The 24,764-nt window shown below is 64.1% G+C and carries 26 protein-coding genes and 1 pseudogene; 9 read left to right on the plus strand and 18 right to left on the minus strand.

Going from position 1 to position 24,764, the window contains the following annotated elements:
- Window positions 1-5 precede the first annotated feature (5 nt).
- Window positions 6-263, plus strand: coding sequence for a hypothetical protein (locus IG122_RS07045; RefSeq protein WP_226893377.1), 258 nt, complete (start codon window positions 6-8; stop codon window positions 261-263).
- Here the strand turns inward: IG122_RS07045 and IG122_RS07050 are convergent.
- The 3 genes from IG122_RS07050 to IG122_RS07060 form a co-directional block, all read right to left on the minus strand.
- Complete coding sequence (locus tag IG122_RS07050) at window positions 260-796, minus strand: hypothetical protein (protein WP_193181883.1); 537 nt, start codon at window positions 794-796, stop codon at window positions 260-262. The genes IG122_RS07045 and IG122_RS07050 overlap by 4 nt on opposite strands.
- Window positions 797-899: 103 nt before the next feature.
- A complete protein-coding gene (locus tag IG122_RS07055) occupies window positions 900-1,496 on the minus strand; it encodes a hypothetical protein (RefSeq protein ID WP_193181885.1) in 597 nt (198 codons plus the stop codon).
- 104 nt (window positions 1,497-1,600) lie between these two features.
- Window positions 1,601-2,218 (minus strand): hypothetical protein, encoded by a 618-nt coding sequence (locus IG122_RS07060; protein ID WP_193181887.1) that lies wholly within the window; start codon window positions 2,216-2,218, stop codon window positions 1,601-1,603.
- Between the two features lie 109 nt (window positions 2,219-2,327).
- On the opposite strand from IG122_RS07060, the gene IG122_RS07065 reads away from it, so the two are divergent.
- Both IG122_RS07065 and IG122_RS07070 read left to right on the plus strand, forming a co-directional pair.
- A complete protein-coding gene (locus IG122_RS07065) occupies window positions 2,328-2,870 on the plus strand; it encodes a DUF924 family protein (RefSeq protein ID WP_193182669.1) in 543 nt (180 codons plus the stop codon).
- Between the two features lie 38 nt (window positions 2,871-2,908).
- The gene (locus IG122_RS07070) at window positions 2,909-3,853 is read left to right on the plus strand and encodes a 2-hydroxyacid dehydrogenase (protein WP_319024833.1); all 945 of its coding nucleotides are present in this window, start codon (window positions 2,909-2,911) and stop codon (window positions 3,851-3,853) included.
- A gap of 13 nt (window positions 3,854-3,866) precedes the next feature.
- Here the strand turns inward: IG122_RS07070 and IG122_RS07075 are convergent, their stop codons facing one another.
- The 6 genes from IG122_RS07075 to IG122_RS07100 form a co-directional block, all read right to left on the minus strand.
- On the minus strand, window positions 3,867-4,325 hold the full coding sequence (locus tag IG122_RS07075; RefSeq protein ID WP_193181889.1) for an acyl-CoA thioesterase: 459 nt from the start codon (window positions 4,323-4,325) through the stop codon (window positions 3,867-3,869).
- A 108-nt stretch (window positions 4,326-4,433) separates the two neighbouring features.
- Window positions 4,434-6,305 (minus strand): TRAP transporter permease, encoded by a 1,872-nt coding sequence (locus IG122_RS07080; protein WP_193181891.1) that lies wholly within the window; start codon window positions 6,303-6,305, stop codon window positions 4,434-4,436.
- A 90-nt stretch (window positions 6,306-6,395) separates the two neighbouring features.
- Entirely contained in the window at window positions 6,396-7,340 is a 945-nt protein-coding gene (locus tag IG122_RS07085) for a TAXI family TRAP transporter solute-binding subunit (RefSeq protein WP_193181893.1), read from the minus strand.
- 233 nt (window positions 7,341-7,573) lie between these two features.
- The gene (araD, locus tag IG122_RS07090; protein WP_193181895.1) at window positions 7,574-9,298 is read right to left on the minus strand and encodes an L-arabinonate dehydratase; all 1,725 of its coding nucleotides are present in this window, start codon (window positions 9,296-9,298) and stop codon (window positions 7,574-7,576) included.
- 62 nt (window positions 9,299-9,360) lie between these two features.
- Window positions 9,361-9,843, minus strand: a complete 483-nt coding sequence (locus IG122_RS07095; protein ID WP_193181897.1) for a GNAT family N-acetyltransferase — start codon at window positions 9,841-9,843, stop codon at window positions 9,361-9,363.
- 111 nt (window positions 9,844-9,954) lie between these two features.
- Entirely contained in the window at window positions 9,955-10,578 is a 624-nt protein-coding gene (locus IG122_RS07100) for a 3-oxoacid CoA-transferase subunit B (protein WP_319024846.1), read from the minus strand.
- Between IG122_RS07100 and IG122_RS24420 the strand changes: the two genes are divergently transcribed.
- Together IG122_RS24420 and IG122_RS07105 are read left to right on the plus strand one after the other, a co-directional pair.
- Window positions 10,489-10,752, plus strand: coding sequence for a hypothetical protein (locus IG122_RS24420; RefSeq protein WP_319024848.1), 264 nt, complete (start codon window positions 10,489-10,491; stop codon window positions 10,750-10,752). The genes IG122_RS07100 and IG122_RS24420 overlap by 90 nt on opposite strands.
- Window positions 10,753-10,880: 128 nt before the next feature.
- Window positions 10,881-12,086 carry a pyridoxal-phosphate-dependent aminotransferase family protein gene (locus IG122_RS07105; protein ID WP_193181901.1) on the plus strand — a complete coding sequence of 402 codons (1,206 nt, stop codon included), beginning with the start codon at window positions 10,881-10,883 and terminating at the stop codon, window positions 12,084-12,086.
- A gap of 26 nt (window positions 12,087-12,112) precedes the next feature.
- Here the strand turns inward: IG122_RS07105 and IG122_RS07110 are convergent, their stop codons facing one another.
- Window positions 12,113-12,799, minus strand: a complete 687-nt coding sequence (locus IG122_RS07110; protein WP_193181903.1) for a 3-oxoacid CoA-transferase subunit A — start codon at window positions 12,797-12,799, stop codon at window positions 12,113-12,115.
- 153 nt (window positions 12,800-12,952) lie between these two features.
- Between IG122_RS07110 and IG122_RS07115 the strand changes: the two genes are divergently transcribed.
- Window positions 12,953-14,155, plus strand: coding sequence for a pentapeptide repeat-containing protein (locus tag IG122_RS07115; protein WP_193181905.1), 1,203 nt, complete (start codon window positions 12,953-12,955; stop codon window positions 14,153-14,155).
- Between the two features lie 30 nt (window positions 14,156-14,185).
- Here IG122_RS07115 and IG122_RS07120 read toward each other — a convergent pair whose 3' ends face one another.
- From IG122_RS07120 to IG122_RS07140, 5 genes are all read right to left on the minus strand, one after another.
- Window positions 14,186-14,875 carry a hypothetical protein gene (locus IG122_RS07120; protein ID WP_193181907.1) on the minus strand — a complete coding sequence of 230 codons (690 nt, stop codon included), beginning with the start codon at window positions 14,873-14,875 and terminating at the stop codon, window positions 14,186-14,188.
- A 99-nt stretch (window positions 14,876-14,974) separates the two neighbouring features.
- Window positions 14,975-16,666, minus strand: a complete 1,692-nt coding sequence (locus IG122_RS07125; RefSeq protein WP_193181909.1) for an EAL domain-containing protein — start codon at window positions 16,664-16,666, stop codon at window positions 14,975-14,977.
- A 217-nt stretch (window positions 16,667-16,883) separates the two neighbouring features.
- The gene (locus tag IG122_RS07130) at window positions 16,884-17,594 is read right to left on the minus strand and encodes an alpha/beta fold hydrolase (RefSeq protein ID WP_193181911.1); all 711 of its coding nucleotides are present in this window, start codon (window positions 17,592-17,594) and stop codon (window positions 16,884-16,886) included.
- Window positions 17,595-17,802: 208 nt separating this feature from the next.
- Complete coding sequence (locus IG122_RS07135; RefSeq protein ID WP_193181920.1) at window positions 17,803-18,597, minus strand: 2-keto-4-pentenoate hydratase; 795 nt, start codon at window positions 18,595-18,597, stop codon at window positions 17,803-17,805.
- Entirely contained in the window at window positions 18,597-19,835 is a 1,239-nt protein-coding gene (locus IG122_RS07140) for a hydantoinase/carbamoylase family amidase (RefSeq protein ID WP_193181922.1), read from the minus strand. Before IG122_RS07140 ends, IG122_RS07135 begins: the two co-directional genes overlap by 1 nt.
- 179 nt (window positions 19,836-20,014) lie before the next feature.
- Here IG122_RS07140 and fghA point away from each other — a divergent pair, with 179 nt between their 5' ends.
- Both fghA and IG122_RS07150 read left to right on the plus strand, forming a co-directional pair.
- Window positions 20,015-20,869 carry an S-formylglutathione hydrolase gene (fghA, locus tag IG122_RS07145; RefSeq protein ID WP_193181923.1) on the plus strand — a complete coding sequence of 285 codons (855 nt, stop codon included), beginning with the start codon at window positions 20,015-20,017 and terminating at the stop codon, window positions 20,867-20,869.
- Window positions 20,870-20,895: 26 nt separating this feature from the next.
- Window positions 20,896-22,530, plus strand: coding sequence for a Na/Pi cotransporter family protein (locus IG122_RS07150; RefSeq protein WP_193181925.1), 1,635 nt, complete (start codon window positions 20,896-20,898; stop codon window positions 22,528-22,530).
- Between the two features lie 18 nt (window positions 22,531-22,548).
- On the opposite strand, the gene IG122_RS07155 is transcribed toward IG122_RS07150, so the two are convergent.
- Window positions 22,549-23,151 carry a class I SAM-dependent methyltransferase gene (locus tag IG122_RS07155; protein ID WP_193181927.1) on the minus strand — a complete coding sequence of 201 codons (603 nt, stop codon included), beginning with the start codon at window positions 23,149-23,151 and terminating at the stop codon, window positions 22,549-22,551.
- A complete protein-coding gene (locus tag IG122_RS07160; protein ID WP_193181929.1) occupies window positions 23,141-23,512 on the minus strand; it encodes a YigZ family protein in 372 nt (123 codons plus the stop codon). Before IG122_RS07160 ends, IG122_RS07155 begins: the two co-directional genes overlap by 11 nt.
- A gap of 136 nt (window positions 23,513-23,648) precedes the next feature.
- Here IG122_RS07160 and IG122_RS07165 point away from each other — a divergent pair, with 136 nt between their 5' ends.
- Window positions 23,649-24,434, plus strand: coding sequence for an inositol monophosphatase family protein (locus IG122_RS07165; RefSeq protein ID WP_193181931.1), 786 nt, complete (start codon window positions 23,649-23,651; stop codon window positions 24,432-24,434).
- Between the two features lie 43 nt (window positions 24,435-24,477).
- Here the strand turns inward: IG122_RS07165 and IG122_RS07170 are convergent.
- Window positions 24,478-24,735 (minus strand): annotated as a pseudogene (locus tag IG122_RS07170) (YchJ family metal-binding protein); the annotation flags it as partial.
- Window positions 24,736-24,764: the final 29 nt, after the last annotated feature.

The raw sequence follows: 24,764 nt of genomic DNA on the forward strand, positions 1-24,764 counted from the left end.
GGTTTGTGACGCATCCGACGGCGGAAAGGACGCTGGTACTCGTCTCGCATCAGACCGGCGATGGGCATCTTTGCGTCGATCTGATCCGCCGTCCCGACGGCAGTTTCGGTTTCGAGGAGTACCGGCGCGATCCGGACGACGGTCATGGTTGGTACCCGATCGGCGGAACCGGCGGACTTATCTTCCAAAGCCAGGAAGCGGCCTTGAGCGCGGCCCGCCGAACCGTAAGGTGGCTCGACGAACTATTGGGGACGGCCGACTAGGGCTTGTTGCTGCCAACGGTCGCCCGCGCGCGGATCGTCTCTGAGATGCCCGACCGCACCATCTGCGCGAAGTCCGGATCCTCTGCTCCGGAGACCTGCGGCCCGGTGGCAATTGAGCTGGCGAGCAACTCTTCACCGGCGCAGAAAGCCGTCAGGAGACGCGTCGCTTCCAGATGCCGTGCAACCCGGGCTGGGCCGGCGCCACAGAGATCCGCCTCGCGGACACCCGCGGCCGGATTGAAGGCGAGCACAAAGCGGTAGGCTAGCTGTCCCGCTTGAGCGGGATCGCCTGTGAATTTCACGTCCATGCCCTTGAGCGTGCCGTTCGCGATACCGGCTACACGATCCATGATGGCCGGTAGACCGGGATTGTCTCCCTTCAGCTCCAGCAGGACCGGACCTTTGCTCGCCGCATATTGCAGGAGCTCGCTCTTCGCCGCCCCCTCAACCGTTCCGTCGCCGCGAATGACGGTGACGCAACCTGCGAGCAGAAACGCCAGCCCGAGACCCAAGCTCAGCTTCAGTGCCGACACTCCAGATCCACTCGACGCATGTCCCATGGGACAACCCTCCAGAAATCGCCGCGCCCCGACAATCTTGAGATTGGCAGCGCGCAGACGAATTCAAGCGACCGGATCAGAACTTGAACATTCCGATCCGCAGTCCGTTGCCCTGCTCGTCCGGGTCGCGTTCCCGCTCGATCGGGAAGAGCTCCTGCATCGCGCCGCGCACTAGCGCGCGGAAGGCCTCGTCATCCACTCCGGCCGGAGCCGGGCCGCGCGCCGTGGAGGTGCTGAGAGCCTGGCCGCCGGTGCAGAAGCCCGCCGTCAGCCTGAAACCGTCTGCTCCCGCCGGGACCGGCGGCGGCAAGGGTTTGTCTTCGCAGACCGCCGTCGTCGGAACGGAGACCGGCAGGTTCACTGCCATGACGACATAATAGTCCGCATGTTTCGCCTCGGCAGGATCGGCCGTGAAGGCCGCCGTCGAGCCGAAGATCGAGCCCGTGGCATGGCTCGCCGCCGCGACCGAGGCCGCCGGGTCGCCGCCCGGCAGGGGCGAATTCACCACTTTCAGGTAAACTGGGGACTCCGCCGCCGCATAGGCGAGATATTCCCGTTTGCCTTCGTTATCGAGCTGCGAGTAACCGGTTTGCGTGGTCACGCATCCGGCAAGCAGGCCAGCCGTCATCAGCGCACTCAGGGCCGCGGCCCGCATTCCGAAATTCTTCTGCACGCTATCTCTCCTGATTTGGACGCCCCGGTGGGCGCCTCATTTTGGGAGATATGGGAAGCGCCTCTGGGTACGCAATTGCGACAAAATGGCAGGCTGCCGATGCCTCAGAATATGCCCTCGACCGGGTTCAGCTTGATCCGTGGTTCCGGCTCGAACGTAAGAATACCGAGGCTGCCGGTATCGCCGGCCGAAGCCTGGAACATCTGCCGGGCGCTCTGCCGCAGCATCTCCCGGAACTTCGGATCGCGGATCGAGGCAACCCGGTCGGCCTGGGTCCTCACCGCGGCGATCGGTACATCCTGCCGGCAGAACACCATGAAAAGGGTCTGCCGCGCCGGCCGCCGGTCGTAGCTGAGCGGTTTGGTCTCGCTCGCGGCGCAGATCGTCTCCGGGCCAGCCGAGGCCATGGGATCGAAAGCAAGGCGGATGCGGTATTGCGGCAGTCCGGCCTTCCGCGGATCGAGTGTGAAGCCTTTGGGCACCTCGCGGAACATCGGCGAGAGAATTTCGGCGGCGGCCGCCGCGGTCCCGCCGCGTCCCTCGGCAAAGTCGACATTGGAGACCTGCAGCAGCACCGGCCCCTGCGTGCCTGCGAAAGCCAGCACCCGCGCCTTGGCCTGCCCCGTGACCCCGGTCTGCTCCTGCACCACCGAGGTGCCGCAGGCCGCGAGCCCCGAAGCGAGGGCCAGAGCGACGATCAGTTTCGGAAGGGACCGGATCATGAAAACTCCTCTGCCGCGTCATTCCACGGCAACGTGACGGCTTCGCGTTTACGATACCCCGTGCCGGGGTATATCGTTCGCGCTCGTGATTTGGAACATGGGCGTGGCGATGCGGGATATCGAGCAGATATTGAGCTTCTGGTTCGAGGAATGCACGGACAAGGAGCGTTTCGGCAAGGATCCCGCCTTCGATGCGACTATCCGTCGCCGTTTCGGCGCCCTTGTCGAGGAGGCAACGCAGGGTCGACTGACCGAGTGGTGCGACTCGACCGAAGGCACCCTTGCCTACATCATCCTGCTCGACCAGTTTACCCGGAACATCTTCCGCGGCTCGCCAACAGCCTTCGCTGCCGACCATTTGGCGCGTGCCGCCGCGGTCCGGGCGATCGATGCCGGTGTGGATGCGAGACTGGAAAACGATCGCAAGACCTTCCTTTACCTGCCGCTCGAACATAGCGAGGATCTCGGAGATCAAGAGCGTTGCGTTGCGCTTTTCGAAGCAATGGGTGACGCCGAGAAAACAGATTACGCCGTTCGGCACCGCGATATTATCCAGCGTTTCGGTCGCTTCCCGCACCGGAACGAAACACTTGGCCGGAAAAGCACCGATGCCGAACTGGCCTTCCTGAAAGAACCGGGCTCGTCCTTCTGAGCTCCGGGCCAAGAAACGAGATCAAGAGGAGCTGAAGAGTGGCCGAGAAACCGCACGTCCTGATCCCCGCCCCATACTACAAACCCGCGATGGACCGGCTGGACGAGATTGCCACCACGCACCACCTCTACTCTGCATCCGATCCCAAAAAGATGATCGCCGACGTCGCCGAGAAATGCGTCGCCTTCGCCACCTTCATGAAATGCGAGCCGTCGCTCATGGATCAAGTGCCGAACGCCAAGCTGGTCGCCAATTTCGGCGTCGGTTATGATTCGATAGATATCGAGGAAGCGACCGCCCGCGGCGTCAAGGTAACCAACACCCCAGACGTGCTGAACGACTGTGTCGCGGATCTCGCGCTCGGCCTGTTGATCTCGGCACGCCGCCACATCGTCCATGCGGACAGCTTCGTGCGCGCCGGCGAATGGCCGGTGAAGAAGGTCTATGGCTTCGTCAACAAGGTGCATCATTCCAAGGTCGGGATCGTCGGCCTCGGCCGGATCGGCGAGGAGATCGCCCAACGCTGTGCTGGCTTCAAGATGGAGATCTCCTACCATAACCGCTCGATGAAGCCGGACGTTCCCTACCGCTACTATCCGGATCTCGTGGAGATGGCCCGCGACGTCGAGATCATGGTGGTGATCACGCCTGGCGGCGCCGCGACAAACAATCTGGTCGACGAGAAGGTAATGGAGGCGCTGGGGCCGAAAGGCCTGCTGGTGAACGTCGCCCGCGGCTCGGTCGTGGACATGGACGCGCTGATCGCCTGCCTGAAGGACGGCCGCCTCGGCTCCGCCGCGCTCGACGTCTTCCCGGACGAGCCGAACGTGCCGGAGGAGCTGTTCTCGATGCGCGAGAACGTCGTCCTGACACCGCATATCGCAAGCGCCAGCCACGATACCCGCATGGCCATGGGCATGCTGGTCTACGACAACCTGAAGGCCTTTTTCGAAGGCCGCGAGCTGCTGACGCCGGTGAACTGAGGCGTCGCCGGACCTAGTCCTGCACCACCGGACCGGCGAGCGCGACCAGACCCTCGCGCTGGCCGTCCGGAATGCGCATGGATTTGCGCTCCTGCATGTCGAAACAGACCCCGATCACCCGGGCGAGCCCTGCCAGTTCGCCGTCCTTGAAGACCCCCTGGCGGACGACGATGGAACTGTTGCCGAGTTTCTCGATTCTCGTGCCGACACGAACCGTTCCCGGATAGTGCATTTCCTTCAGGTAATCGACCTCGATACGGGCGACGACCCAGGATTGCCGCCCCTCCCGGCCGCCATACATCTTGCCGGCGGCATCGGCGAAGAGAGTGACCCGGGCACTTTCCAGATAGACGCCGATCGCGTTGTTGTTCACGTGGCCGACAGGATCGAGATCGGCGAAGCGGATCTTCTCCTCGATCCAGTAACGGTAACTGGCGGCATCGCGTTCGTTGAAATCCGCGCTCTCGGTCATCTCACCCTCATCTCCGGACACAGCTTGCGCCTGCCTCCATAAAGGACAGGCCGATCAGATTGAAGCTCTGATCGGCCTGCCGGCGGGAATATATGTCTTCGTGTCGCGTCAGGTCTTGCCGGTACTCGGCGCCGCTTCCGCCGCCTCGCTCCGCTTCTTCATCGCGAGATTGGTCGCAAAGACCAGAGCCACCATCCCGAAGCCCATGAGATCCGTCGTCAGGCCGGGCTTGATCAGCACCATGGCCGCGGCGACCAGCACTCCCCGCTGCCACCACTGGAGCGGCGCAACGAGGAAGCCGGCCAGTCCGGAGGAGAGACACACCACGCCGATGATCGCCGTCACCGCGGTGGTGACGATCGTGCCCGGCTCGCCGATCAGCAACAGCGACGGGCCGAAGACGAACATGAAGGGCACGATGTACCCGGTCGCACCAAGTTTCACGGCGGCCACGCCCGTTTCCCAGAGCTTCGCCCCCGAGAGGCCGTTCGCGGCATAGACCGCGAGAGCGACCGGCGGGGTGATGGCCGAGAGGATGGCGAAATAGAGCGCGAACATGTGCGCCGCTTCCAGCGCCACTCCGAGCTTCACCAGAGCCGGAACCAGCAGAGCCACCTGCACGACATAGGCAGGCGTGGTCGGCAGGCCCATGCCGAGGATGATGCCCGCGCACATGGTCATGATCAGGGCGAGGATCAGCGTGTCCTGCGAGACCTTCAGCACCAGGCTGGTGAACTCGATGCCGAGACCGGTCAGCGAGATCACGCCGATGACGATACCCGCACAACCGCAGGCCAGCGCCACCGTGACGGTATTGCGGGCACCCGCGATGAAGCCCTCGATCACGTTCTTCGGCGTCAGTTCGGAACGGGTGTTCTTGCGCAGCGCGGCGGAGATCAGCACAGAGGCAATGCCCGCCAGAGCCGAGTAAGGCGCGCTGTACCCCATGAAGAGGAAGACGCAGATGACGACGAGCGGCAGGAACATATGTCCCCGCTCCTTCAGCACCTGCCCAAGACGCGGAAGGTCGGCCTTCGGAAGTCCGCGCATGCCGAGACGCCTTGCCTCGAAATGCACGCACATGAAGACCGCGAGGAAATAGAGCACCGCCGGAATCAGCGCGTAGCCGATGACGGTGATGTAGCTGATGCCGAGGAAGTCGGCCATGACGAAGGCGACTGCGCCCATGATCGGCGGCATGATCTGGCCACCGGTGGAGGCAACGGCCTCGACCGCACCGGCGAAGGCCGGCGGGTAGCCGATGCGCTTCATCAGCGGAATGGTGAAAGTGCCGGTGGTCATCACGTTGGCGACGGCACTGCCGGAAATGGTCCCGAACATGCCGCTGGTGATGCAGGCCACCTTGGCGGGCCCGCCGGCGGTGTGGCCGGCGAGTGCCATGGCGAAGTCCATGAAGAGGCGCCCGGTGCCGGTACGCTCGACCATGGCGCCGAACAGGATGAAAAGCATCACGTAGGTCGCCGACACGCTCACCGGGATGCCGAAGATGCCTTCGGTGCCGAGATAGAGCTGCTCCATCAGCTGCGCCGGATCGGCATTGCCGATCGTCGCGGCATAGAGCAGGAAGACGCCCGCCGTGATCGGCAGAGCGAGACCGACCGCACGCCGGGTTGCCTCGAGCAGCAGGACAATCATCAGGGTACCCAGCACCCAGTCCTCGCCGCGCAGATCGTCGACCATGATCATGCGGTTATCGATGTACTCCTGGGCGAACAAGATATAGCCGCAGGCGACGATGCTGAGCGCAGCGCCAAGCAGGCCGGAGATATCCGGCTTGTCGATCTCCGTGCCCCGCGCCGGGAAGATGAGAAAAGCGAGAACGAGGGCGAAAGCGACATGCACTGCGCGGAAGGTCAGTGCGTCGGGTGCGCCGAACAATGCCGTGTAGATATGATAAGCGACCATCGCGAGAGCGACCGCCGACATCACCAACTTGGCGCCGCGCAACCAGTTCAACATGGTGGGCCTCCGGGGCCGGATATTTGCCGATTGTATAAAAGCGAGCGAGGGCGGCCGTGACCGCCCTCGCTCCGGAAACGGGGCCCTGGGTTAGAGGACGCCTTTTTCCTTGTAGAACTTCATCGCACCCTTGTGGAGCGGAACGCCGGTCTCGACGGCCATGCTCTTCGGGTCGGCCTTGCCGACGGCCTTGGCGACGTTGGCGAGATCCGGAACGCTGGCGGCGAGGTTCTTCAGCACGTCATAGACGAGCTGCTCGTCGAGGTCGCAACGGGCGATGATGTGCGTGGAATAGCCGATCGTCGGAACCGCGTCGGCCTGGCCCGGATAGCTTCCGGCCGGAACCATGATGCGCTGGTAACCCGGGTTGATCTCTTTCATTTTCGCCAGACCGTCGTCCGGAACCGGGACGATCGTGATGTCGCGGGCGGAGGCGAGGTCCATGATGGCACCGGCCGGGACCGTGGAACCGAGGGTGAACCAGTCGGAATTGCCGTCCTTAAGCTGGTTAACCGAGTCGGTGTAGGAACCGTAGCTGACACGGCTCATGTCATCGTAGCTCATGCCATAGGCCTGCAGCAGGTGGCCGGTGATCGCTTCACCGGTGTTGCCTTTCTTCTGCGTGGTCAGGGCCTTGCCCTTGGTGTCGGCCGGCGAGCCGATGCCGGAATCCTTCAGCGCCACGATCTGGAAGTACTGCGGATAGAGCGTCGCGACGTTGCAGACATTGACCGCCTTCTCGGTGAACGGCGGCTTGCCGTTGATCGCGTCCACGGTGGAGACCGAGTTGGCGAAGCCGAAGTCGGCCTTGCCGCCCTCGACAGCCTTCACGTTGGCGATGCCGGCGCCCGGCAGGACCTGGACGCTGGAGCCGGACACATTGCTCTCGACGATGTTCTTGATCGCGCCGCCGAGCGGATACCAGGAACCGCCCTGCGGACCGGTCATCAGCTTGATGTTTTCGGCATGTGCCGACGCGGCGAAACCGACGGCGAGCACGCCGGCGGCAAGGGTACGGATAACGGTCGAAGACATTATTGCTTCCTCCTGAGGATGAAAAATTCGTTCTTCTCTTGCGGAACGATTTTGAAAGGTCGGTCACGCCGGCAATGCGGCGCGATCTCGGCCCACATACTCACGAACAACGACCTGCGGTGCAAGTCCGCCACGCGCCGCAATTCCCTCGTTGTTGGAAAGACGGGCGGGGCATTTACGCATAAATCGGTCGGATCCGGGAAAATTCTGCGCGGTCGTTCCCGAGACCGTCTTCAGTGAATCTCCGGCTCCGGCGTCGGTTCCGTTCCTTCGAGCACGTCGAAGTCGCAGCCCTTGTCCGCCTGGGTGATATGACTGGCATAGATCGCGCCGAAACCGCGCTTGAATTTCGGCGTCGGAGCCACCCACGCCGCCTTGCGCGCGGCCATCTCCACCTCGTCGACATGCAGCTCAAGCTTGCGCCCCGGAATATCGAGCGTGATGAGGTCGCCGTCCTTGACCAGCGCAAGCGGACCGCCGACGAAGCTTTCCGGCGCCACGTGCAGCACGCAGGTGCCGTAGCTCGTGCCGCTCATGCGCGCGTCAGAGATCCGCACCATGTCGCGCACGCCTTCCTGCAGCAGCTTTTTCGGGATCGGCAGCATGCCCCATTCCGGCATTCCCGGACCACCCTGCGGGCCGGCATTCTGCAGGACAAGGACCGAATCCTTCGTGACGTTCAAGTCCGGATCGTCGATCCGCGCTGACATGTCGTTGTAGTCGCGGAACACCACGGCCGGACCGGTATGCTTGTGCAGCGACGGGTCGGCGGCGATGTGCTTGATGATCGCTCCGTCCGGCGCGAGATTGCCGCGCAGCACGGCGAGCCCGCCCTCGGCATTGAGCGCGTTGCCCCGGCGCCGGATGACATCCTCGTTGTAGATGTCCTTGCCCTGGATGTTCTCCCCGAGGGTCTTGCCGTTCACCGTCATGCAGTCGAGATGCAGGATGTCCTTCAACTCGTTCAGCAGGCCCGCGAGCCCGCCCGCATAGAAGAAATCCTCCATCAGGTACTTGCCCGACGGCCGGATGTTGGCAAGGAACGGAGTGCGCTTGGAGATCTCGTCAAAACGCTCCAGATCGAGCTCGACGCCGAGCCGTCCGGCCATTGCGACCAGATGCACCACGGCGTTGGTCGAGCCGCCCATCGCCATCACCGTGGTGATCGCGTTCTCGAACGCCTCGTTGGTGAAGATGTCCGACGGCTTCACGTCCTCCCAGACCATCTCCACGATGCGCCGCCCGGTGCGGGTCGCCATGCGGGAATGGTTGCTGTCGGCAGCCGGGATCGAGCCGGCGTCTGCGAGCGTCAGACCGAGCGCTTCGGCGGCGCACATCATGGTCGCGGCCGTGCCCATGGTCATGCAGGTGCCAGGTGTGCGAGCGATGCCGTCCTCGATCTCTTCCCAGTCATCCTCGGTGATGTTGCCGGCCCTGAGCTCGGCCCAGTATTTCCAGGTGTCGCTGCCGGAGCCGAGCGTCTTGCCGCGCCAGTTGCCGCGCAGCATCGGACCCGCCGGAACGAAAATCGACGGGATATTCATGCTCGCCGCGCCCATGAACAGCGCCGGCGTGGTCTTATCGCAGCCACCGAGCAGCACCGCGCCGTCGCAGGGATAGGAGCGCAGCAGCTCCTCGGTCTCCAGCGCCAGCAGGTTGCGGTACATCATCGTGGTCGGTTTCTGGAACGGCTCGGAGAGCGAGATCGCCGGCATCTCCACCGGGAAGCCGCCAGCCTGCCAGATGCCCCGCTTCACCTCTTCCGCACGGTCGCGGAAGTGAGTGTGACAGGGGTTGATGTCGGACCAGGTATTGATGATCGCGATCACCGGCTTGCCGGCCCAGTCTTCGCGGGCATAGCCCATCTGCTTTGCCCGCGAACGGTGGCCGAAGGACCTGAGGTCGTCGACCCCGTACCAGCGATAGCTTCGCAAGTCCTTATAGGATTTGCGCGTCATGACATTCTCCCCTGTGCCCGCCCGGTTTGCCGGCGGCTCTTGTCTACTAAGGTCAGCAATTCTTAAAGCGGTTTTTCGAGCACGATTTCCAGCGGATCAAAGCCGCAGCCACGGCAGGCTGCCAGCGCCGCTGCATTGCGTGCAAGAGAATGGATTCTGAGCCGTCGCGCGCCCTGGGCACGAAGGTGATTTTCGATCGCCCCGAGAAGCTGCTGCGCGATGTCCTTGCCGCGCCAGCGCGAGAGCACATAGATGTCGGAGATGTAGCCGTGCGAGGCCAGTTCCGGGAAATTCAGCGGATCCTGGTCGACCGCCATCCAGCCAGCCACGAAACCGGCGATATCGTCGCCGACCCAGGCGATGAAAATTGCGCCGCCGCCCTCTTCCGCCGAATGGATCAGGTAATCGACGTGATCGTCGGCGACACGTTCGCCCGGCTGCCGGGCCTGATGCAGGTAGCGCTCGTAATTCTTCAGCTCCCGGACCAGTTCGGTCAGTCCGTCCCGGTCACTCGCGCGGGCCGGCAAAATCTCCACTTCATCCATGACTTAGGCGAGCCCCCGGAATTGGCGCCGAACGCGAACCGCGCCCGGCACCGAAGTGAAACCGTGCAAGCTCAGCGAGTCAACAGATGCGCACATCCGGGTGAAGCGGCGCTAAACCGCCGGAGCCGCCAGAACGCTGCAGTCCGGCGCCAAGGTCAATTTCGGCTCGGTCAGTTCCTGCAGCGCTTCCAGCGTCATGCCTTCCACCATCTCGCGCACGACCAGCCCTTCCGGTGTGACATCGATCGCGGCCAGGTCAGTGAAGACCTTGGTGACGACTTTCTGCGCGGTCAGCGGGTAGCTGCATTTCTTGACCAGTTTAGGCTCGCCCTTGCGGGTGACGTGATCGGTCAGCACCCAGACCTGCTTCGCGCCGGCGGCGAGATCCATCGCGCCACCCACACCCGGCGGGAATTTCGGGTTTTCGGTGGTCCAGTTCGCCAGATCGCCGCTCTCCGACACCTCGAACGCGCCCAGCAGCGCGAGATCGATATGCCCGCCCCGGATCATCACGAAGGCGTCCGAATGAACGAAAAAGGAGCCGCCCGGAACCAGCGTGATCGGGTCCTTGGACGCATTGATCAGCTCCGGGTCTTCCTTGCCCTGCTCCGGCGCCGGACCGACGCCGAGGATCCCATTTTCACTATGCAAAACGATCTCGCGGTCCGCAGGCATGAAATTCGCGCAGGTGGTCGGCAAACCGATCCCGAGATTGACGAAACTTCCATCTGGAATCTCATTGGCCGCCCGCCAAGCAACTTGATTTCGCGTGAGTTTTTTGACCGCCTCGTCCCGGGCTTCAGCTTCCAATGCCATAACGGCGCTCCAGATTGGTTCGAATTTGGCGCCCATCATAACGGCAAATGCCTGATTTTGAAGTATTGCCGCTTTGCGCGGAGAAACTTATAACTCGGTCCGCACATCCCCGATAAGCGGGATTCTTCGCGGACCAACCCACGAAAATCGCGGATTGCGCCAGCCCCCGGACGAAGGACGTTTCGCCCGTGGAGTGGCGCGACAGAACTGGGAGTACCCTTATGTCTTACAGTGTTCATCGCGGCCGTCACCTCCTGAACACCCCGGGCCCGACCAATGTGCCCGAGCGCGTGCTGCGAGCTATGGTCCGCAATCCGATGGACCTGAGCGATCCGGTGCCCCTCGCGGTGATCGAGTCCTGCTTCCAGGACCTTAAGAAGATCTTCCAGACCGAGCACGAGATCTTCATGTACGCGGCCAACGGCCACGGTGCCTGGGAAGCCGCTCTGGTCAATACCATGTCGCCGGGCGACCTGTTACTCGTGCCCGAACTCGGCAATTTCTCGACCGGTTGGGGCGAGATGGCGGAAGCGCTGCAGATGCGCATAGAGACCATCAAGGGCGACTGGCGCCGGGCGATCGATCCGGAGAAGATCCGCGAGCGCCTCGCTGCCGACAAGAACCACGAGATCAAGGGCCTGCTCATCGTCCAGACCGACACGGCGACGAGCGTGACCTGCGACGTGCCGTCGATTCGCAAGGCGATCGACGATGCCGGCCATCCGGCCCTGCTGCTGGTCGACACGATCCCGACCCTGGCCGTGACCGACTTCCGCATGGACGAATGGGGCGTGGACGTCGCCGTCACCGCCTCGCAGAAGGGGCTCATGATGCCGCCGGGCCTCGGCTTCGTGGCCGCCTCACCGAAAGCCCTTGAAATTCACAAGAAGACGACGTCGCAGCGCCGCTACTGGGACTGGTCGCTGCGCCTCGCCTCCGAAAGCTACCGCACCTTCTGCGGCACCAGCCCGCAAAGCCAGCTTTACGGCCTCCGCGCCGCGCTCGACATGCTGCTCGAGGAAGGCCTGGAGAACGTCTTCGCCCGCCACAAGCGGCTCGCCGAAGCAACCCGGCGCTGCGTCGAGCATTGGGGCAAGGCCGGCGCGATGGAACTGAATGCGGTGGTCCCGGAAGAACGCGCGGACGGCGTGACCACGATCCTCCTGAAGGAAGGCATCGACGGGAACCTGATCCGCAATGTCTGCCGGGACGAGATGCAATGTGCTCTCGGCGGCGGTCTCCGGAACCTGAACGGCAAGGCGTTCCGGATCGGTCATATGGGCGACATGAACGAGCCTCTGCTCTACGGCGCCCTCGCCACGGTCGAGGCGACGCTGTCTTACCTGGATGTCCCGCACGAGCCGGGCGGCGTCACCAAGGCGATCGACTATCTGGTCGGTGAGCGGAAAAAGTCCCGGGACGCCTGATCCCGGTTCTTTTCCTCAGAGGAAACTCAGGCCGCGGAAGCGGCTTCCGCCGGGACGTGCAGCACGCGGTCGACGAAGATGCTCGGGGTGACGATGGTTTCCGGGTTCATCTGGCCGAGTTCGACGATATTGCGCGCCTCGACGATAGTGAGCTCCGCCGCCATCGCCATGACCGGACCGAAATTCCGTGCCGACTTGTTGTAGGTCAGATTGCCCCAGCGGTCGGCATATTCCGCCTCGACCAGCGCGACATCGCCCTTCAACGGATATTCGAGCACATATTCGCGCCCGTCGATTTCCCGGACTTCCTTGCCCTCGGCGAGCTTCGTGCCGACCCCGGTCGGCGTATAGAAAGCGCCAATCCCCGCTCCGGCCGCCCGCATGCGCTCGCTGAGCGTGCCTTGCGGCACCAGTTCGAGTTCGATCTTGCCGGCCGCGTAAAGTTCGTCGAACGCAATCGATCCCGCCGAACGCGGATAGGAGCAGATGATCCGGCGCACCCGGCCCTCGCGCAGCAATGCGGCGAGGCCCTTGTCCCCGGTTCCCGCGTTGTTCGATACCACTGTCAGGTCGCGCGATCCTTGGTCGAGCAAGGCATGGATGAGGTCCGTCGGAACGCCTGCGTTCCCGAACCCCGAAATCAGCACCGTGCTTCCGTCCCCGATCCCCTGCACGGCTTCCGCGCGGGACTGGACGATTTTGTTAATCGCCACGATCGACCCTTTCTTGGTGAATTCAACGAGTACAGGGCGTCTTTATGACGGCGGACCGGCGCTGCGTCCAGAGGGCTTTCCGAGCACCGTTCGGAGGGCGGAAAATCCGCAACCTTTAACCAAACATTAAACGTGCTCCCATATTGTATGCTCATGAGCACCCTTCACTACATCTCCAAAGAGGCGCTGGAGCATGTGTTGCACCAGCATTGTCTTTGGCTGGACGACCCTACCGCCGGTCGCCCGGCGGACCTTTCGGAAACCAATCTTTTCGGAAGCGATTTGCGGCGGCTGAAGCTGCAAAAAGCGCTGATGCGCGGCGCGAACCTCCAGGGCGCCAATCTTGAAGGCGCGGATCTTTCAGGAGCCGATCTCACAGGCGCCGATTTGATGTCTGCCAATCTCCGCGGCGCGAAGCTGGAGAAGACGAACTTCAGCCACGCGATCATCGCGTCGGTCGATTTTACCGATGCCGACATGCGCGGTGCCAATCTCACCCGCACGCGCGGCCGCGTCGCCGAGACCACCTGGTCCGGCGTCGAGACCGAAGTGACCCCGCTCAATCTCTCCCACGCCCGGCTGCATCACGCGAACATGGAACGTGCCGACCTTTCCGGCGCGATCCTGGAGGATGCGGACCTCTCCGGCGCCAATCTGGAGCGGACCAATCTTTCCCACGCACGGCTCTGTGGTGCGACCTTGCGCAATGCCAAGCTTGTCGGAGCCGCCCTCGACGCGGCGGATCTCAGCCGCTCGGTCGCGACTGGCGCGGACCTCTCCGGCGCGATCCTGAAAGGCGCTCTTCTGAAAGGCGCAAACATGATTGGCGCCCGGATCAAGAACACGGACCTCTCCGGCGTGGACATGTCCACGGTCCGGCTCCACGGGGCGATGGACCCGGTTTCCGTGGAACTCCACCGTCGCCTGATTGAGCATGATTTCTGGGTTACCACCGGAGGCGCGCGCGGCGCCCGGGCCGATCTCGACGGCGCCAATCTGGACAATGCGGATCTGCGGAACCTCAACCTGAGCGGCGCGCAGATGCGCGGCGTCAGCTTTCGCGGCGCGCAGTTCAACGGCTCGATGCTGATCCTCGCCGATCTTTCGAATTCGGACTTCGAAATGGCGAGCCTGAAAGGCTGCAATCTCTCCGGCGCCAGCCTCTGGGGCTGCAATCTGCGCGGCGCCGATCTGACCGATGCCGTGATCCAGCCGGCGCCGATCAGTGCCAGCGACGGCAGCAAAGCCGGACGTGTACGCAAGACCAACCTGCGCGCCACAAATCTCGAGAATGCGCTCCTCGCCCCCCTCGATCCGGAGCTCGTGCTCTTGGATGAGTCGCGCGCTGCGAGCTGATCGCTCAAGCAAAAAAACAGACCGCAGAGACTATTCAGGCGGGCGGGCGGACCGGACGCGGTGACGCAATTCAGAAAGGGTTACGTTCGCCACGCTCTTCAGAGGCAGCAATCCACCCAGCCCCATCCGGAGCGTATGCTCGATCTTGTCCTTCGAGTAGCGCACCACCGGATCGCTGATGGCGATCACGAGAGCCGCGGAAAGCGCCTGCTTGATCCGCGGCCGGTTGGCCAGGATCAGATCCGCGATCTCGTTCTCATAGACATGTATATAGACGCGACCGACACATTCGAACTTGTCGATCGAGGGATCTCCCGTGTTCGGCGAAGCCACGATTTCGTCCGGGAACGGAAGCGCCTGCGCGGCATTCGCGATGGCGACCATCCTCAGGCGCAGGACATGTGCGATCACGGACATGCCGGCAAACACGCCCGTGACACGCATGATCCCCATGTAGTTCGCAGAGGCGAAGACCGGCGTATCGAACGCGAGTTCGGAAGCGAAGTTCAGCACGTAAATCCCGAGCGCCAGAAGCATGCTCACGGAAGAGAGAATCGCTGTCGCAACAGTTGCCAGCCAGAGGAAATAGGTGAAGTCGACGCCTTCAACCTGCGGCGCGGACGCGACCGACTGGGCCGCACGCGACGACGCGCCGGAGGTCGCGGTTTTGGGAGCTTTGGCGCCCGGCGCGGCGGCCGGCTTCTTAGGTTCCTCGGACACCTCTAGGCTTCCTCAGCGCAAAGCGGACGGAACCGCATGCACAAATCAAGATCGAGAATTTCCATTCTTTTCCGGACAGCGACCAGCATCTAACGCGCTCTAGACCAGAATGGCCATATCCTGCTCGAGCTGTGCCGCATAAGGCCGGAATTCCGACAGACGCCGAGCCACGGCATCCGGTTCGAGCGGCCGATCGAACAGGTAACCTTGTGCCAGCCTGCAGCCGTATTCGCGGATTTCGGTCAACTGAGCATGGGTTTCGACACCCTCGGCGATCGAAACAGCTCCCATGGCCGCGGTCATCGCGGTGATGGCCTGAACGATCGCCTTGCTGCCTTTGCTCGTTTCCATGGTCTGCACGAAGGATTTGTCGATCTTGACCACGCTGACCGGAAGGTCGGTGATGTGGACGAGCGAGGAATAGCCGGTTCCGAAATCGTCCACCGCCGTCGTCAGCCCCATCGCCACCAGTTGTTCGAACAGGTTCCTGGCGGCACGCATGTCGGCAACGATGCTGGTCTCGGTCAGCTCGCATTCCAGCGCGCTCGGCGCCAGGTCCGCCATATGCAGCAGATTGCTCAGAAAACGCACCACGCGATTCTCGCGGACATCGTCGGCGCCTATATTGAACGCGACCGGAACGGTGTTAAGCCCGGCCGATTGCCACTTCTTGATCTGCCAGACCAGTTTTTCCAGAACGATGAAGGTGAGTTCGGACGCAATGCCGGCCTGCCGTGCGACCGGGAAGAAATCATTGGGCGCAACCATGCCCCGCTTCGGATGATTCCAGCGCAGCAGCGCCTCGAGCCCCACGATCTCGCCGGTATCGCAATCGACCTTCGGCTGATAGGCCAGCCAGAACTCGTCGGGCCGTTCGGAGATCGCACGCCTCAGATCGTGCTCGACGACCAGATCGTGAACGGCCTTGCGATGGGTTTCGTCGCGATAGATCTCGACACTGCCCATGGCTTTCTGCATGGCCGCATTCAGGGCGAACCGGGCCTTGCGGACGATATCCTCGGGATCGAGGTCTGGATCGTTGATACGGCTCACGCCGAAATGCGGGACAATCCGCGCGGCATTCTCGCTCGGCGAGTAGCTGACCTCGACGCAGGCCCGCAGTCCCTCGATGAGCTTGCCGAACTCGTCCGTCGCGCTTTTGACGGCCGCGACGACCCCGATCGTCGAGTCGTCCAGAAGCGCAACTTCGGAAACGGCATCGAGGCGGCGCAGCCGCTCGCCCGCCTCGCGCACGATCCGGGCCCGCGTCGCTTCACCGAGCGTCCCGGCAAAAAACCCGAGACGGCCGAGCGAAATCGCGATCACCATTTCCGTTCCGTCGGTGGCGAATTCTCCACCCTGGAGGCGTTGGCCGACGCGGCTGCAGAAGCCGAGGAGATTAGGAAGTTTCGTCGCGGGGTCGTTGAACGCGGCCCATACCAGTTTTTCTTCGAGGGCCACGCGGCTGCGTCGGTCGCGCAGGATGAGAAGAGACAAAGTCCTGTCACCACTCTGGACCTCGGACATCCGCCCCTCTACGAGCATCCCGGAACCGTCCGCGCGACGGCCGTTAATCTCCACGACGTCTCTGGTGCCGCTTTCGAGCAATTTTTCACAGTCGGGGAAATAGTCGCAGAACGGAGTCCCGATGGTCCGCATCGGGTCGCTCCCGATCATCTCGGTCCCGCTCTTGTTGACCGCGACGATGAGACCGTTGGAATCCAGTAGGAAGGCGCAGTCGTGAAGCGCATCAAAAGCGTCGAACTGGTCGGCGATATTCGTCTTCGTCATGAACGGATCCATCGGCCAGATCAAGTTCGGACACATCGACCCGGCAGCATCGGTCGGGCCACAGTTTCACGGTCGCAGGATAATATTTGGAAGGACCCTAAGATTCCGTAAACACAATGATTTAGAAATTCCAGGGCACCGGTTCCGGCCATCGCCATAGGCGGTGGCCGTTCTCGTGGAAGCGATCCGGCGAGGCAGGCCCTCCATACGCTCACGTCTATTTCCCAGCCTCCTCGAGCAGGGACGAAAGCTCATCCGGCATGTCCACCATGATGTCGTGTCCGCAGGGCATTTCGCTCACGCTCCAGCCAGGAGCACCTGTCAGCCTCTGGACGCAAGCATCGAATTGCGGCGCCTTGTAGCCCGCGGCACGTACATAATGCTTCGGCGAGATGGTATCCACCGCACCGGTCAGATGAACACGCTGGGTAAAGCAGGAAATGGGAAAATTCGTGCATTTCGCATCGACCCACGCCTGGTCGGCCTCATTGACGCGGAAGGATGCTGCAGGCGTCGGCGGCATCCACCATCCCTCTCCGACCGTGCGCACCTGTTCGTAGGCGAGCTTGACCCGGTCCGGCGGACGGGAATCCATCGCGCACTCCCCGTTCCCAGGGACGAAAGCGTCGATATAGACGAGCGTCTTGATGCGGCCGCGCTGCCGGTCGGCGGCGCCCGTGATGACCATCCCGCCATAGGAATGGCCGCAGAGCACCACCTCCTCCAGATCCTCCCATTCAAGAAGGTTCGCGACGTCCATGATGTGGGTCTGAAGGTTCACCGTCGGAGACAGCAGATGGGAGCGATCGGCAAGGCCCGTCAGGGTCGGGGTGTAGACTTCGTGCCCATCCGCGCGGAGGCTGTCCGCGACACGACGCCAGCACCATCCGCCATGCCATGCCCCATGAACAAGAACAAACGTCGTCATATGAATTGCGTCCCGGTTCCGCGCCCTGCCCCAAAGGGTCGGACAGTCTTGAAATCTGCTCGATTGAATGGTGGCACCGCGCTGTGTGCAGCACAAGGGCAGCCGAAGGCTTGGCTCAATCTTCCTCGAAACGGAATCCCACTGCGTCGGGAACATCGGCCCGAAGGCACCGAATCGCTTCGATCGGAGAGGTCTGCCGCCCGGCGGCTCAAACGAAACTGACCTCGACCCTTCCGAGTTCGCCGAGGTCCGCGACACATCTCGCCGGCGCGTCGAAATGCACCGTCTTCACGATGCTGCCGAGCAGCACGAACTCTCCCGCACGCAGCGGGCGCTCCTGCGCCTGCCGCAAATTCGCCAGCCAGGCCAGCGCTTCGAACGGATGCCCGAGAATATCGGCACCGACTCCGGTGCCTGCCTCCTCGCCATCGATGTATAGCGTTCCGGAAACGCCGCCGAGATCCAGATTGTCCCAGTTCAGCAACGGGGCTCCCAGGACGGCGCCGGAATTGAAGAAATTGTCCGCGATCAGCATCGGCACCGGAAGCGAGGGATAATCCACGTACCGGTCGTCCACCAGTTCGACCGCGGGAAGCACCGCTTCGACATATCCACCGACAGACCCGCGGTCGAAACGTTCCTCGCCGGCCAGATCGTGCGAGAGCAATGCACCGATCTCCACTTCGATCCCGATCCGGTGATAGAGATCGATCTGGACATCGGCCTGCTCGTGGAACTCCATGGTCGCGAAGATCTCTCCGGCGCAGGGCTGGTCGATCTTCATGTAGTCCTGCATCACCTGCGTCGTGCAGCCGATCTTGTGCCCGACGACCGGCCCGAAGCCGGCCTGGGTCAGATGCGCGTTCAGACGGTGCTGGAGGGCATAGCCCTCTTCGACCGTCCGCGGCATCAGCTCGTCCGGCATCCGCTCGGTCGGACCGCCGCCGAGACGCGAAGCGGCGAGCCACTCGACGGCGTGCCTGGTCAAATCGCTATCCGTCATCAACTGCTCTCCCGGCGTGCTTTCAGAATGGAGGCCGCCGCGTCCGCCAGAACCTGGCAGCCGGCAACGATGTCTGCCTCGTGACTGTCCTCGGCGAAATCGTGACTGATGCCTCCGATGGACGGGATGAAGAGCATGGCGCAGGGCAGCGCCTCGGTCAGCACCATCGGATCGTGCCCGGCGGCGCTCGGCATGCGGCGCCACTTGCCGGGCGAGGTCTTCTCCGCCGCGGCCGCGAGATGCTCCTGGAAGCCCTCATCCATGTCGGACGGGCGGACCGGGGTGCGGTTGCGCTCCGCCGTCGCCGTCACTTTCCCCTCGGCGTTGATCTCGGCGATGATGCCCTGGACGATCTCCTCGAATTTGTCGAGCAGCGCGTCCTCGCTGTCGCGGAACTGCAGGGTCAGCTCGGCATAGCCCGGCACGATGGAGGCCGCGCCGGGTTCGATGGCAACCCGGCCGATGGTCCAGACCGTGGTCGGCTTCGCATGTTTCGGGAATTCCTCGTGGATCCGGCTTGCCGCCCTGAAGAGCGCAGTCGCCGCATCCTTGCGCCGGGCCATCGTGGTGGTCCCGGCATGGTTCTGCTCGCCCTCGAAGCGCAGGGTCATCCCGCGGATGCCGACGATGCTGGTGACGACGCCGATCTGCTCGCCCGCGTCTTCCAGCCAGGCGCCCTGCTCTATATGCGCTTCGAGATAGCCGACATAGCGGCCCTCCTCCATGCGCGCGCGCGGCACGTCCGTCAGGCCCGCCGCCTCCAGCGCGTCGGTCAGCTTCACCCCGTCCCGGTCGGTCGCGTTCGCCTCGACCTCGGGGTCGGCGACGCCGATCCAGGAGCGCGAGCCGATACAGCCGTAGAACCGGCTTTCCTCGTCCTGCCAGGAGACGACGTCGACCGCGAGATCGGAGGTCTCCGGATCCTCCCCCAGCGCCCGCGCGACCTCGAGCCCGTAGATCACGCCGAGCGCGCCGTCGAGCCAGCCGCCGCGCGGCTGGGTGTCGGAATGGGAGCCGACGATCAGCGCCGGTCCGTTCCTGGTCGAGCGGCCGATCACGTTGGCGACGCCGTCGAGCACGGTGTCGAGACCGGCCTCCTCGAAGCGCTGCTTCAGCCAGCGCCGGGCCTCCAGATCCTTCTCGCTCAGCGCCGGCCGGACCACGCCGGTCTCCACGGCACCGATTGCGCGCAGGTCTTTCAAATCTTTCAGCAAGCGTTCGGCGTTGATCTTCGGCATGGGGGTCCCTCACTTCCGGATGAGCCCGCATCCTAATGATCTAAGGCGCCCGGCATAACCCCGATAACCCGAAAGGGACCCTTCATGGCCTGTCGGCGCCATGAAACAAGCGAACGTTTATCCCATCCCGGGCTTGGTGTAGCTTCGCCCGCGACAGACAGCGAAAGGGATAGCACGCGATGAGCGCACCGAGCCTGACGACAGTTTCCGAAGCCAAGGCCTTCGGCGGCAAGCAGTTCGTCTATTCGCATTCCTCGAAAGAGACCGGCACGGACATGCGCTTTGCCGCCTATCTGCCGCCGCAGGCCGACAGGGGCGACGTGCCGGTGCTGTGGTTTCTCTCCGGTCTGACCTGCACGGAAGAGAATTTCACCGTCAAGGCCGGCGCCCAGAGGGTCGCGGCGGAGCTCGGGATCGCGCTGATCGCGCCGGATACCAGCCCGCGCGGCGACGAGGTGCCGGACGATCCGGACGGAGCCTACGATTTCGGCAAGGGCGCGGGCTTCTATGTCGACGCCACCGAGGCGCCCTGGTCGGCGCACTACCGGATGCGCAGCTATATCGAGACCGAACTGCCGGCCCTCGCCGGTCAGGCGCTGCCGCTGGACATGACGCGCCAGGCGATCACCGGCCATTCCATGGGCGGACACGGCGCCCTCACCATCGCGCTCCGCAATCCGGACCGCTTCAGGAGCGTCTCCGCCTTCGCGCCGATCTGCTCTCCCCTGCACTGTCCCTGGGGCGACAAGGCGCTGACCGGCTATATCGGGCCGAACAGGGCGAAATGGCGGGAGTACGATGCCTGCGCCCTGATCGAGGACGGCGCGCGCGTTCCCGCAATTCTCGTCGACCAGGGTCTCGCCGACAACTTCCTCGCCGAACAGCTGAAGCCCGAACTGCTCGAAGCGGCCTGCGACAGCTCAGATATCAAGCTGACCCTCAGACGCCAGGAAGGCTACGATCACTCGTACTACTTCATCGCAACCTTCATCGAGGACCACATGCGCTGGCATGCCGAACGACTGGCAGTCTGAACGGTGCGGAAGTCTGATGTGACATAATGATCGCGAATGCCGCCATTGCCGTCGGCGGGATCGGCCTCTTCCTGATCGGGATGCTGATCCTGACCGACGGACTGAAGAGCCTGATCGGCAACAGCCAGCGCCGTCTGCTCGCGGACTTTACCAGCAGTCCGGTCAGCGGCGCGGCGACCGGCGCGCTCACCACCGCGATCGTCCAGTCCTCCAGCGCGACGACCGTCACCGCCGTCGGTTTCGTCGGGGCCGGGCTGCTGACGTTCCCGCAGGCCCTCGGCATCATCTACGGCGCCAATATCGGCACCACGATCACCGGCTGGATGGTGGCCCTGATCGGCTTCAAGCTGCATCTCGGCACGGTGCTTTTCCCCGTCCTCCTGCTCGCCGTCCTGATCAAGCTCTTCGGCCGCGCACGCACGGCGCAGGCGGGCTGGGCGCTCGCCGGGTTCTGCCTGATCTTCATCGGCCTCGACACGATGCAAAGCGGCATGGAGCTGTTCGAGGGGCTGGTCACGCCCGCCGATTTCCCGGCCGACAGCTTCTTCGGGCGCCTCTTACTCGTCGCCATTGGCATGGTGATCACACTGGTCACGCAATCCTCCAGCGCCGGCGTCGCGACGGCGATGGTCGCGCTCGGAAGCGGAGCGATCACCCTGCCCCAGGCCGCGGCGATGGTGATCGGCATGAATATCGGCACGACCTTCTCCGCCATGCTCGCGACCGTCGGCGGCTCGGCCGCGATGCGGCAGACAGGTCTCGCGCATGTCGTCTTCAACCTGATCGCCGGCGCGATGGCCTTCGCCCTGCTCACGCCCTTCGCGATACTGGCAGGTCCCCTCGTCGACACTTCGGTACCGGGCTCGGAGCAGCTCGCGCTGGTGATCTTCCACACCGCCTTCAATCTGCTCGGCGCGCTGATCTTCCTGCCCTTCACGCGGCAGTTCGCCCGCCTCATCCTGGCGGTCGTGCCGGAGGACAGCGCCAATCTCGCGCGGCATCTGGATAGCGGTCTTCTCAAGACTCCCGCTGCGGCGACCGACGCGCTGGCGGGCACGCTCAGCGACTGCTGCTTCAAGCTCCTGGAGCTGATGCATGCGGCTCTTGCGGGAGTTCGGGAGCGCCGTGCGGCCTATGAGCTTGGCATGGTCGGCGAGGCGATCGGCAAGGCGGAACATTACGCGGCCGACCTGCAGCTCCATCTCGACCCGGCCTCGGACCAGTCGCGCTTCGTCGCCGCGATGCACGCGCTGGACCATCTCCGGCGCTTGCACCGGCGCATCGGGCAGACCCAGCGGATCCAGGACATCATCGAGGACGAGGAACTGCAGGACGAACGGCACGAATTCCTTGCCGGTCTCGCCATTTTCACCCGGGACAGGGACACGCAGAAGGCCGAGGCGGATTTCGATGCGCTGCGCCGGAAACTCCGGGCGGAGCGCCGAAAACTGCAGAAATCGGGAGCCCTGGACGCGGCGCTCCGGCACCTCACGGTGGAAGACGCCATCGCCCGGATCGACGGGACCAGATGGCTGCATCGCTGCGCCTATCACGTCTGGCGCATCGCCCATCTCATCGGTGCCACCGTGACGACCGCGCCGCCTGCTGCGGACGCCGAAAGCCTACAGAAATCCGCCATGCTGGACGCCGACCTCGACTAGACGGGTCCTGGAGCACCGTCAGCCCGGCACGCGGTAGCGGTAGATGTTGGCGTGCATCGCTTCCGACACGATTTCCATCTCCTCCGCCTCCCATCCCGGCAGCGCGAAGGCGTTGGCGATCACCACCGCGCCAGGCCGGAGATCGGCACTCAGCTTGCGCTCCAGCGACCGCATCGGCGCGACCATCAGGTAGCAGAGCAGCAGGTCCGCGTCCGCGAGATCCGTCTTCAGGAAATCCGCCCGGCGGATCTCGAGATTGCGCCGGGGCTGGAGCAGCCGGCGGATATGGCAGACGAGCCAAGGCAGCGGCGAAAGCTCGATCGCGACCACCCGCGCGTCGGGAAACCGGGCGGCGAGCGCGAAGGCGATGCCGCCCCAGCCTGAGCCGAGCTCGTAGATCGTCTCCGGCCGCGCGTCTTTCGGGATCAGCCGGAACATCGCCCGCCGCGCGAAGGGGTTGGACGGCAGCGGCGGCACGCCGGTGCGGACCGTGTACCAGAGGATCGAGAGCGCGGCGGCGAGCAGCAGGGCGAAAAGGACGGCCTCGAAGGCGCCGTGCTGCAGCAGCTCCTGCAGAAGCAGGCCGAGCGACGGCGCCGCCGTGCCGGTTTCAGCGGCCATGCTCAGCGTCCGCGCGCAGATCGTCGAGATAGATCCGGACCGCGCTCTGCACATGGCGGAAGCGGTCGCCGCCGAGATGCTTGCCGCCGAACCAGCGCGTCACTACGACGACATGGTCCCTGAGCCCTTCCCGCTCCAGCATGCGCAGGATCACCATCCCCGCCCCCGCCTCGCCGTCGTCGTTCTTCGTCGCGCCGCCGTCCGTCAGCAGCGCCCACGTGTTATGCGTCGCCCTGGCGAATTTCTTCTTGCCGCAGAGCGTCCGGATAAAGGCTTTCGCCTCCTCCTCGGACGCACACGGCCCGCCCGAGACCGCATATTTCGATCCGCGGTCGCTGATGATGTTGTCGAGAATGCGCATGGCAGAGGCTTAGTGCCATCCGGCGATGCGGGCAAGGTGCCCAAGCGCATCGACCTCGGATTTGGTTCGCCGGTGCATTGGAAGAGAGCGGAGGCGCGCCCGCAATGTTATGAGGAGCCTTTAAGGGGGGGAACACATGTCCGAACTCGATGACCTGGTGGCCACGGCGCTGGCCCTCGCAGACATGGCGTCCGCCCTCTCCGCCGACGCCTGGAGCGGCGACCTCGCCGTCAGCTACAAGCCGGACGGCTCCTCATTGACCCCGGCCGACCTCGCCATCGAGGAGAGATGGCGGGAGGAGATCCGGCGGCACTTCCCGACCCACGGCATTCTCGGCGAGGAGTTCGGCGCCGACGCAGGCAGCAGCGCCTTCACCTGGGTGCTCGACCCGATCGACGGCACGCGCCAGTTCGGCGCCGGGCTGCTGAACTTCACCTCCCTGATCGCTCTCTGCCGCGACGGCCGGCCGGTTCTGGGGATCATCGACCTGCCGGTCCCGGGAGCACGCTACGTCGCCGCCGAGGGCCGGGGCACGCGCTTCGCCGGACGTGCCGTCAGAACCAGCGGAGAGGCGGATCTCGCCAGATCGGTCGTCAGCCTCGCCAACCCGGACAGTTTCCGCAAGGAGGAGAGCCTCGCCGGATACAGCAGCCTGCGCTCGGCGGGCCGCGTCAGGCTGTTCGACGGCGGCTCACCCGCCTACGGCGCGCTCGCCCGCGGCCGGATCGACATCTGCATCAACGGGGACGATCTCGACCCCTACGATATCTGCGCCCTCTGTCCGGTGGTGGAGGAAGCGGGCGGCACGATCTCCGACTGGACGGGCCGCCCCCTCTCCCTCGCCTCCAGCGGGACCATCCTCGCCTCCGCCTCCCCGGACCTCCATGCAGCGGCGTTGGAGAGGCTGGCGGCAAAGCCCTGACCAGCGCGCGCCGGGCGCGCCCCGGATCGCTCCCCCCGCTAACTCACTTCACCGCGCCGTCGATATAGACCCAGCCCGCGCCGTCGCGGCGGAACCGGCTGGTCTCGCTCATCCGGCCCGTCTGCGCGCCCATCCGCCAGGTCGCGGTGAAACGGACAATCGCGCTCGCGGGCCCGGTCGCCTCGTGCCGCTCGATTTTCAGCCCGGTCCAGACCTGCGCGGGATCGAGCGTCAGCGTCAACGGCCGCGTCTCCGCCGCCCAGCTCTTCTGCAGGTAGGCCGTGTTTCCGCGCGCGTAGGCCGCATAGCGCGCGCATCAGCTCCTCGGCA

Source organism: Nisaea sediminum (genome assembly GCF_014904705.1).
GTDB classification, from domain to species: Bacteria; Pseudomonadota; Alphaproteobacteria; order Thalassobaculales; family Thalassobaculaceae; genus Nisaea; species Nisaea sediminum.